Below are 8,032 nucleotides of genomic sequence, written 5' to 3'. Positions count from 1 at the left end.
TTCCGCGACATCAAGATCTCGGTCAAGCACAACGACCCGGTCGTGATGATCGAGGCGTACCGCCGGCTCGCCGCCCAGTGCGACTACCCCCTCCACCTCGGCGTCACCGAGGCGGGCCCCGCCTTCCAGGGCACGATCAAGTCGGCGGTGGCCTTCGGCGCCCTCCTCTCCCAGGGCATCGGCGACACCATCAGGGTCTCGCTGAGCGCCCCGCCCGCCGAGGAGGTCAAGGTCGGCATCCAGATCCTGGAGTCCCTGAACCTCAGGCAGCGGCGGCTGGAGATCGTCTCCTGCCCGTCCTGCGGCCGTGCCCAGGTGGACGTCTACAAGCTCGCGGAGGAGGTCACGGCAGGCCTCACCGGCATGGAGGTCCCCCTCCGGGTCGCCGTCATGGGCTGTGTGGTGAACGGCCCCGGCGAGGCCCGGGAGGCAGACCTCGGGGTCGCCTCGGGCAACGGCAAGGGCCAGATCTTCGTCAAGGGCGAGGTCATCAAGACCGTCCCCGAGTCGAAGATCGTGGAGACCCTCATCGAGGAGGCGATGAAGATCGCCGAGCGGATGGAACGGGACGGCGTCGCGGCGGGGGAGCCGGCCGTCACCGTGAGCTGAACAGCACGGAACCGCACGGACCGAAGGGGGCCCGATCGTGACGATCCTGGAGAACATCCGGCAACCACGCGACCTGAGGGCGCTGTCCGAGCCGGAGCTCGGTGAACTGTCCGAAGAGATCAGGGACTTCCTGGTGCACGCGGTCGCCAGGACCGGCGGACACCTCGGGCCCAACCTGGGGGTGGTGGAACTCACCGTCGCGCTGCACCGCGTCTTCGAGTCGCCGGCCGACCGCATCCTGTGGGACACCGGCCACCAGAGCTACGTACACAAGCTGCTGACGGGGCGTCAGGACTTCTCCAAGCTGCGCGGGAAGGGCGGCCTGTCCGGCTACCCGTCCCGTGAGGAGTCCGAGCACGACGTCATCGAGAACAGCCATGCCTCCACCGCGCTCGGCTGGGCCGACGGTCTGGCCAAGGCCCTTCAGGTGCAGGGCGAGAAGGGCCATGTGGTCGCGGTGATCGGCGACGGCGCGCTGACCGGCGGCATGGCCTGGGAGGCGCTGAACAACATCGCGGCCGCCAAGGACCGGCCGCTGATCATCGTCGTCAACGACAACGAGCGCTCGTACGCCCCGACCATCGGCGGCCTCGCCAACCACCTCGCGACCCTGCGCACCACCGACGGCTACGAGAAGGTCCTGGCCTGGGGGAAGGACGTCCTGCTGCGGACCCCGGTGGTCGGCCTCACCGTCTACGAGTCGCTGCACGGCGCGAAGAAGGGTTTCAAGGACGCCTTCGCCCCGCAGGGCATGTTCGAGGACCTCGGGCTGAAGTACGTCGGACCGATCGACGGGCACGACATCAAGGCCGTCGAGTCCGCGCTCCGGCGCGCCAAGCGGTTCCACGGGCCGGTGCTGGTGCACTGCCTGACCGAGAAGGGGCGCGGTTACGAGCCGGCGATCGCGCACGAGGAGGATCACTTCCACACCGTCGGCGCCATGGACCCCCTCACCTGTGCCCCGCTCGCGCCCTCCGGCGGGCCGTCCTGGACGTCGGTGTTCGGCGACGAGATCGTCCGCATCGGCGAGGAGCGCGACGACGTCGTGGCGATCACGGCGGCCATGCTGCACCCGGTGGGGCTCGGTGCCTTCGCCGAGCGGTTCCCGGACCGGGTGTGGGACGTCGGCATAGCAGAGCAGCACGCCGCCGTCAGCGCGGCCGGCCTCGCCACCGGCGGGCTGCACCCGGTCGTCGCCGTCTACGCCACCTTCCTCAACCGGGCCTTCGACCAGCTTCTGATGGACGTGGCGCTGCACCGGTGCGGGGTGACGTTCGTCCTGGACCGGGCCGGGGTCACCGGGGTCGACGGGGCCTCCCACAACGGTATGTGGGACCTGTCGGTGCTCCAGGTCGTGCCGGGGCTCAGGATCGCCGCCCCGCGCGACGCCGAGCAGTTGCGCGCCCAGCTGCGGGAGGCGGTCGCGGTGGACGACGCGCCCACCCTGGTGCGCTTTCCCAAGGAGTCGGTGGGGCCCGAGATCCCGGCGGTCGACAGGGTGGGCGGCATGGACGTGCTGCACCGGGCGGCAGGGGCCGAGGTGCTGCTGGTCGCCGTGGGCGTGATGGCGCCGGTGTGCCTCCAGGCCGCCGAGCTGCTCGAAGCGCGCGGTATCACGTGCACGGTCGTGGACCCCCGTTGGGTGAAGCCCGTCGACCCGGCCCTGCCCGTGCTCGCCGCCGGGCACCGGCTGGTGGCGGTCGTCGAGGACAACAGCCGCGCGGCGGGCGTCGGTTCGGCGGTGGCCCTGGCCCTCGGGGACGCCGAGGTCGACGTACCCGTACGGCGGTTCGGCATCCCGGAGCAGTTCCTCGCGCACGCCAAACGCGGTGAGGTGCTCGCCGACATCGGCCTCACGCCGGTCGAGATCGCCGGGCGGATCGGCGCGAGCCTTGCGGTCAAGGAGGTAGCGGGGCCAGTGAAGGAGAAACACGTATGACCAAGGAGTTCGACCTCGGTGCCCTCCTGGCCGAGCGCGGAGCCGAGCGCTACGAGCTGCACACGAAGTACCTCAACCACCAGCTCCCGCGCATGCTGCACACCATCGGCTTCGACAAGGTCTACGAGCGTGCCGAGGGCGCCCACTTCTGGGACGCCGACGGCAACGACCATCTGGACATGCTCGCCGGGTTCGGGGTGATGGGCCTGGGCCGCCACCACCCCGTCGTCCGCAAGGCGCTGCACGACGTCCTCGACGCCTCCCTCGCCGACCTCACCCGCTTCGACTGCCAGCCGCTCCCGGGTCTGCTCGCCGAACGGCTGCTCGCCCACAGTCCGCACCTGGACCGGGTGTTCTTCGGCAACAGCGGCACCGAGGCGGTCGAGACCGCGCTGAAGTTCGCCCGCCGGGCCACCGGGAAGCCCAGGATCCTCTACTGCGACCACGCCTTCCACGGTCTGACCACCGGCTCGCTGTCGGTCAACGGCGAGGACGGTTTCCGCGAGGGCTTCGACCCGCTGCTGCCCGACACGGCCGTACCGCTCGGCGATCTCGACGCGCTGGCGCGGGAGCTGAAGAAGGGCGATGTCGCCGCGCTGATCGTCGAGCCGATCCAGGGCAAGGGCGTGCACGAGGCCCCGCCCGGCTATCTGCGCGCCGCGCAGGAGCTGCTGCACCGGCACAGGGCGCTGCTCATCGCCGACGAGGTGCAGACGGGCCTCGGCCGGACCGGCGACTTCTACGCCTACCAGCACGAGGAGGGCGTCGAACCGGACCTGGTGTGCGTGGCCAAGGCGCTCTCCGGCGGATATGTGCCGGTCGGCGCCACCCTCGGCAAGGACTGGATCTTCAAGAAGGTCTACTCCTCGATCGACCGGGTCCTGGTCCATTCGGCGAGCTTCGGCTCCAACGCCCAGGCGATGGCGGCGGGCCTCGCGACCCTCTCCGTCATGGAGAACGAACAGATCGTCGCGAACGCGCGCGTCATGGGCGAGCGGCTGAAGTCCCGGCTCGCGGCGCTGACCGGCACCTACGAGCTGCTCGCCGACGTCCGGGGCCGGGGCCTGATGATCGGCATCGAGTTCGGCCGACCGAAGTCACTGAAGCTGCGCAGCCGCTGGACCGTGCTCCAGACCGCCCGCAAGGGACTCTTCGCCCAGATGGTCGTCGTCCCGCTGCTCCAGCGGCACCGGATCCTCACCCAGGTCTCCGGCGACCACCTGGAGGTGATCAAGTTGATCCCGCCGCTGGTCGTCGACGAGCGGGACGTGGACCGGTTCGTGGACGCCTTCACCGAGGTGATGGACGACGCCCACGGCGGGGGCGGGCTGATGTGGGACTTCGGCAAGACCCTGATCAAGCAGGCGGTGGCCAACCGCTGACCGCCACCCGGCCGTTTTGCCTCTGAGGCAAGAAATTTGCCCCAGAGGCAAGGCTCCGGCTGAATGGGCGTATGAGTTCGCCCGACTCCCCGCCCGCCGCGGACGACCTGCCGGCCGTCGCACCGCAGCTGCGGTCCCTGCGCCGCAGGGCCGCCCTCACCCTGGAGGCCGCCGCCCGCGCGGCCGGGCTCTCGCCCGCCCATCTCTCCCGGCTGGAGACCGGGCAGCGCCAGCCCTCGCTGCCGATGCTGCTCGCGCTCGCCAGGGTCTACGGTACGACGGTCTCGGAGCTGCTCGGCGAGACGGTCGCCGACCGGGACGCCGTGGTCCGCGCCGCCGGGATGGAACCCACCCGGGCCGGCGGCTGGACGTACTGGCAGGCCGGCGCGTCCGGGCGCGGGATGCAGGCCCTGCGGGTGCGCATCCCCCATGGGTCCCAGGGCGACATCGTGCGGGTGCACCCGGGGGAGGAGTGGCTGCACGTCCTGACGGGCCGGCTGCGGCTGCGCCTCGGGGACACCGTGCATCTGCTCGGCCCCGGGGACAGCGCGCACTTCGACTCGCTGACCCCGCACCGCCTCGCCGCGCAGGACCCCGACGGGGTCGAACTGCTCTTCGTCCACACCCTGCTGCAGAGTCCCACGGCCGCGCTGTGCCTGGGCCCCACCCCTGGAGAGACGTCATGACCGACATGGAGGAACGGTTCCCGCGCGGCCTGTGGATCCGGCTGATCATCTACATCGCGGTGGGGCACGTCCTCGCGGCGTTCATCTGGTTCCTGTTCGAGGTGGGGGCCAACCAGTAGGGACTCGCGACGGGGGCGGCCTCAGTCGAGCAGCCGCTCGCGCAGCCGCTCCCGGGTCTGCGGGGCCAGTTTCAGGCCCTTCTCCAGATAGGGGTCGACCCCGCCCCAGGTCTCGTCGATGGTGGCCAGCGCCGCCGCGAGGTACTCCTCACGGGCGTCGAACAGCGGGTTGAGCAGCTCCATCACCTCGGGGGTGTACGCGGTCGCCGCCGAGCCGCCGCGCCGCACCTTGTAGCGGCGGTGCTTGGCGTTGGACTCCAGGTAGTCCGCGAGGATCGCCTCGCGCTCCACACCGAGGGCGAGCAGCGTCACCGCGACGGACAGACCGGCGCGGTCCTTGCCGGCCGCGCAGTGCATCAGCGCGGGGACGCTGTCCTCGGCGAGCGAGTGCAGCACGCGCGAGTGCTCGGCCGTACGCCCCCGGATGATCGTGCGGTACGAGGCGGTCATCCGGCCGGCGGCCTTGCCGTCGCCGAGGAGGACGCGCAGCTGCTCGATGTCGCCGTCGCGGACCATCTTCCAGAACTCCGCGCCGTCCGCCGGGTCCGACAGCGGCAGGTTCACATTGAGCACCCCGGGCAGCTCGACGTCCGGGCCCTCCAGCTTCTGGTCCGCCGCGTTGCGGAAGTCGAACACCGTGTGCAGGCCCAGGGAGGACAGGAACGCGGCGTCCTCGTCGGTCGCGTGCGCGAGATGGCCGCTGCGGAACAGCACGCCGTGCCGCACCCGCCGTCCGTCGGCGGTCGGCAGACCCCCCACGTCACGGAAGTTGCGGACACCTGCCAGCTCGGGCTCGGTCGACGGGATCTGCTGCGTCACGGGGGCTCCCTCCAGGGTCGGGCTCCGCCGGTGCGGCTCGAATGACCGACGGGACCGATTCGACCATACGACATGGATTCCCCGGGCAACGGGTTGTCCAGAGCCGGACGAATCCCCCGTCTCCCCAGGTGAACGGTTTCTCCACAGACGTTGCCGGGCGGGGCGCGCGCAGCTGATGATGTTGGGGCTTGATCGCACCTGTTCGAATCAGTGGGGGTTTGATGCCCGAGACCGTGAAGCCCGAGACCGCCGCGGGCGGCCGTACCTGGCTCCTTTCGGGGCCTGCGAGCAGCTATGCCCTCCACCTCACCGAGGCGGACGAACTGGTGCACCTGCACTGGGGCCCGAGGATCGCGCTCGCCGACGCCGAGGCCCTCGCGGCCGTCCCCTTCGAGGGCCGCGCGTCCTTCGAGGCCGCGCTGGACGGCCGTGAGGAGTACCCGGTGGAGGGCGGCCCCCGGTTCGTCCGCCCCGCCCTGTCCGTGCGCACCGCCGCCGGGCGCCGCGGCACCGAGTGGACCTTCGAGTCGTACGAGATCCAGGACCCGCAGGACGCGGGGGACGCGGGCGGCGCCGGGCTGCGGCTGCGCTTCCGGGACGGCGCCCTGGTCATCACCCTGCACTACCGGATGCGCGGCGACGTCGTGGAGCGCTGGACGACCCTGCGCAACGAGGGCGAGGAGCCGCTGGAGCTGCTGCGTGCCGACTCCGCCACCTGGACCCTGCCCGAGCGCGACGACTGGCGGCTGTCGCATCTGCACGGCCGCTGGGCCGCCGAGTCCCGGCTGGTCCGGGCCCCGCTGACCTACGGCGAGAAGGTCATCGGCAGCCGGCGCGGCCACACCGGCCACCAGTACCTGCCCTGGGTCGCCCTGGACACCGACGCGACCGAGGAGCGCGGCGAGGTCTACGGCTGCGCCCTCGGCTGGTCCGGCTCCTGGCGCATCGCCGTCGCCCAACTCCCGGACGCGCGCGTGCAGATCACCGGCGGCGCCGGACACGACGACTCCGGTCTGCTGCGGCTGGCGGCGGGGGAGTCCTTCACCACGCCCCTGTTCGCCGGTCTGTGGAGCGACGCGGGCTTCGGCGGGGCCAGCCGTGCCTGGCACGCCTACCAGCGCGCCCATGTGATCCCGGACGCCGAGCGGGACCGGCCGGTGCTGTTCAACTCCTGGGAGGCCACCTTCTTCGACATCTCCGAGGAGCAGCAGGCCACCCTCGCCCGGCGGGCCGCGGCCATCGGTGTCGAGCTGTTCGTCGTCGACGACGGCTGGTTCGGCACCCGCACCGGCGACCACGCCGGTCTCGGCGACTGGTGGCCCAACCCGGACCGCTTCCCGAACGGCCTGAAGCCCCTCGCCGACTACGTGCACGCGCTCGACATGCAGTTCGGCATCTGGGTCGAGCCCGAGATGGTCAACCCGGACAGCGATCTGTACCGGGCGCACCCCGACTGGGTCCAGTTCCAACCAGGACGAAAGCGGACGGAGTTCCGCAATCAGCTCATGCTGAACCTGGCGCGCGAGGACGTCCAGGAGTACCTCTGGGAGCGGCTCGACGGCCTGCTGTCCAGCGCCCCCATCGACTACGTCAAGTGGGACTTCAACCGCTGCTTCACCGACGCGGGCTGGCCCGACGACCCCTATCCGCAGCGCCTGTGGGTGGACCACGTCCGCGCCCTCTACGCCCTGCTGGACCGGCTGCGGGCGGCCCACCCGGGGGTGGCCTTCGAGTCCTGCTCGGGCGGCGGCGGACGGATCGACCTCGGCATCCTCGCCCGTACCGACCAGGTGTGGACCTCCGACAACACCGACCCGCTCGACCGGCTCGACATCCAGCACGGCTTCAGCCAGATCCACCCCGCGCGCGTGATGGCCGCCTGGGTCACCGACAGCCCCAACACCCAGCTCAACGGCCGGATCAGCTCGCTGCGCTTCCGGTTCGTCAGTGCCATGGCCGGGGTGCTCGGCGTCGGCGGCGACCTCTCCGAGTGGACCGAGGAGGAGCTCGCCGAGGCCCGCCGCTGGGTCGGCCTCTACAAGGAGATCCGGCCCCTCGTCCAGCGCGGCGACCAGTACCGGCTGCGCCCTCCGGCGGGCGGGCTGAGCGCCGTCCAGTACGTCCGCGGCGACGAGACCGTCGTCCTCGCCTGGCTCCAGGCCCAGCGCTACGGCGAGCCGGTCCCGGCGCTGCGACTGCGCGGCCTCGACCCGACGGCGACGTACGAATGCCGCGAAACGGGCGAAGTCCACCGGGGTGCGGTGCTGTTGCATCACGGGCTGCGGACGGGGCTGCGCGGTGACCTCGATGCGACGGTTATCCGCCTGCGTCGCATCTGAGGGTTCTGTCCGAATTGAAGCCTTCGTTCCAACTCGCTCTGGAATAAGGGATCCTGGAGGGGTATCACGTGAGCAGGGTCATATTCGTGACCCTGCGTCGCCCGTCATGTTCACGTAATCAAAGTGCTTTTCAAGGGCG

Annotated in this window: 7 protein-coding genes; 6 read left to right on the top strand and 1 reads right to left on the bottom strand. The window is 71.1% G+C overall.

The window, feature by feature from the left end; all coding sequences use genetic code 11:
* From AQJ64_RS25245 to AQJ64_RS25225, 5 genes are all read left to right on the top strand, one after another.
* The coding region (locus AQJ64_RS25245) for a flavodoxin-dependent (E)-4-hydroxy-3-methylbut-2-enyl-diphosphate synthase (protein WP_159060309.1) at positions 1–609 on the top strand (609 nt) is incomplete at its 5' end.
* 37 nt (positions 610–646) lie between these two features.
* Positions 647–2,548, top strand: a complete 1,902-nt coding sequence (gene dxs, locus AQJ64_RS25240; RefSeq protein ID WP_055636112.1) for a 1-deoxy-D-xylulose-5-phosphate synthase — start codon at positions 647–649, stop codon at positions 2,546–2,548.
* Positions 2,545–3,930 carry an aspartate aminotransferase family protein gene (locus AQJ64_RS25235; protein ID WP_055636111.1) on the top strand — a complete coding sequence of 462 codons (1,386 nt, stop codon included), beginning with the start codon at positions 2,545–2,547 and terminating at the stop codon, positions 3,928–3,930. The genes dxs and AQJ64_RS25235 overlap by 4 nt, the downstream gene beginning before the upstream one ends.
* Before the next feature lie 71 nt (positions 3,931–4,001).
* The gene (locus AQJ64_RS25230) at positions 4,002–4,616 is read left to right on the top strand and encodes a helix-turn-helix domain-containing protein (protein WP_055636110.1); all 615 of its coding nucleotides are present in this window, start codon (positions 4,002–4,004) and stop codon (positions 4,614–4,616) included.
* The gene (locus tag AQJ64_RS25225) at positions 4,613–4,735 is read left to right on the top strand and encodes a DUF6126 family protein (protein ID WP_055636109.1); all 123 of its coding nucleotides are present in this window, start codon (positions 4,613–4,615) and stop codon (positions 4,733–4,735) included. The genes AQJ64_RS25230 and AQJ64_RS25225 overlap by 4 nt, the downstream gene beginning before the upstream one ends.
* A 21-nt stretch (positions 4,736–4,756) precedes the next feature.
* On the opposite strand, the gene AQJ64_RS25220 is transcribed toward AQJ64_RS25225, so the two are convergent.
* The gene (locus AQJ64_RS25220) at positions 4,757–5,554 is read right to left on the bottom strand and encodes a tyrosine-protein phosphatase (RefSeq protein WP_055636108.1); all 798 of its coding nucleotides are present in this window, start codon (positions 5,552–5,554) and stop codon (positions 4,757–4,759) included.
* 221 nt (positions 5,555–5,775) lie between these two features.
* Between AQJ64_RS25220 and AQJ64_RS25215 the strand changes: the two genes are divergently transcribed.
* Entirely contained in the window at positions 5,776–7,893 is a 2,118-nt protein-coding gene (locus tag AQJ64_RS25215) for an alpha-galactosidase (RefSeq protein WP_055636107.1), read from the top strand.
* Positions 7,894–8,032 lie beyond the last annotated feature (139 nt).

This window comes from Streptomyces griseoruber (assembly GCF_001514205.1).
Lineage (GTDB): Bacteria > Actinomycetota > Actinomycetes > Streptomycetales > Streptomycetaceae > Streptomyces > Streptomyces griseoruber.
The sequence above is the reverse complement of the archived record's forward strand: the minus strand, read 5'-3'. Positions and strand labels throughout refer to the sequence as shown.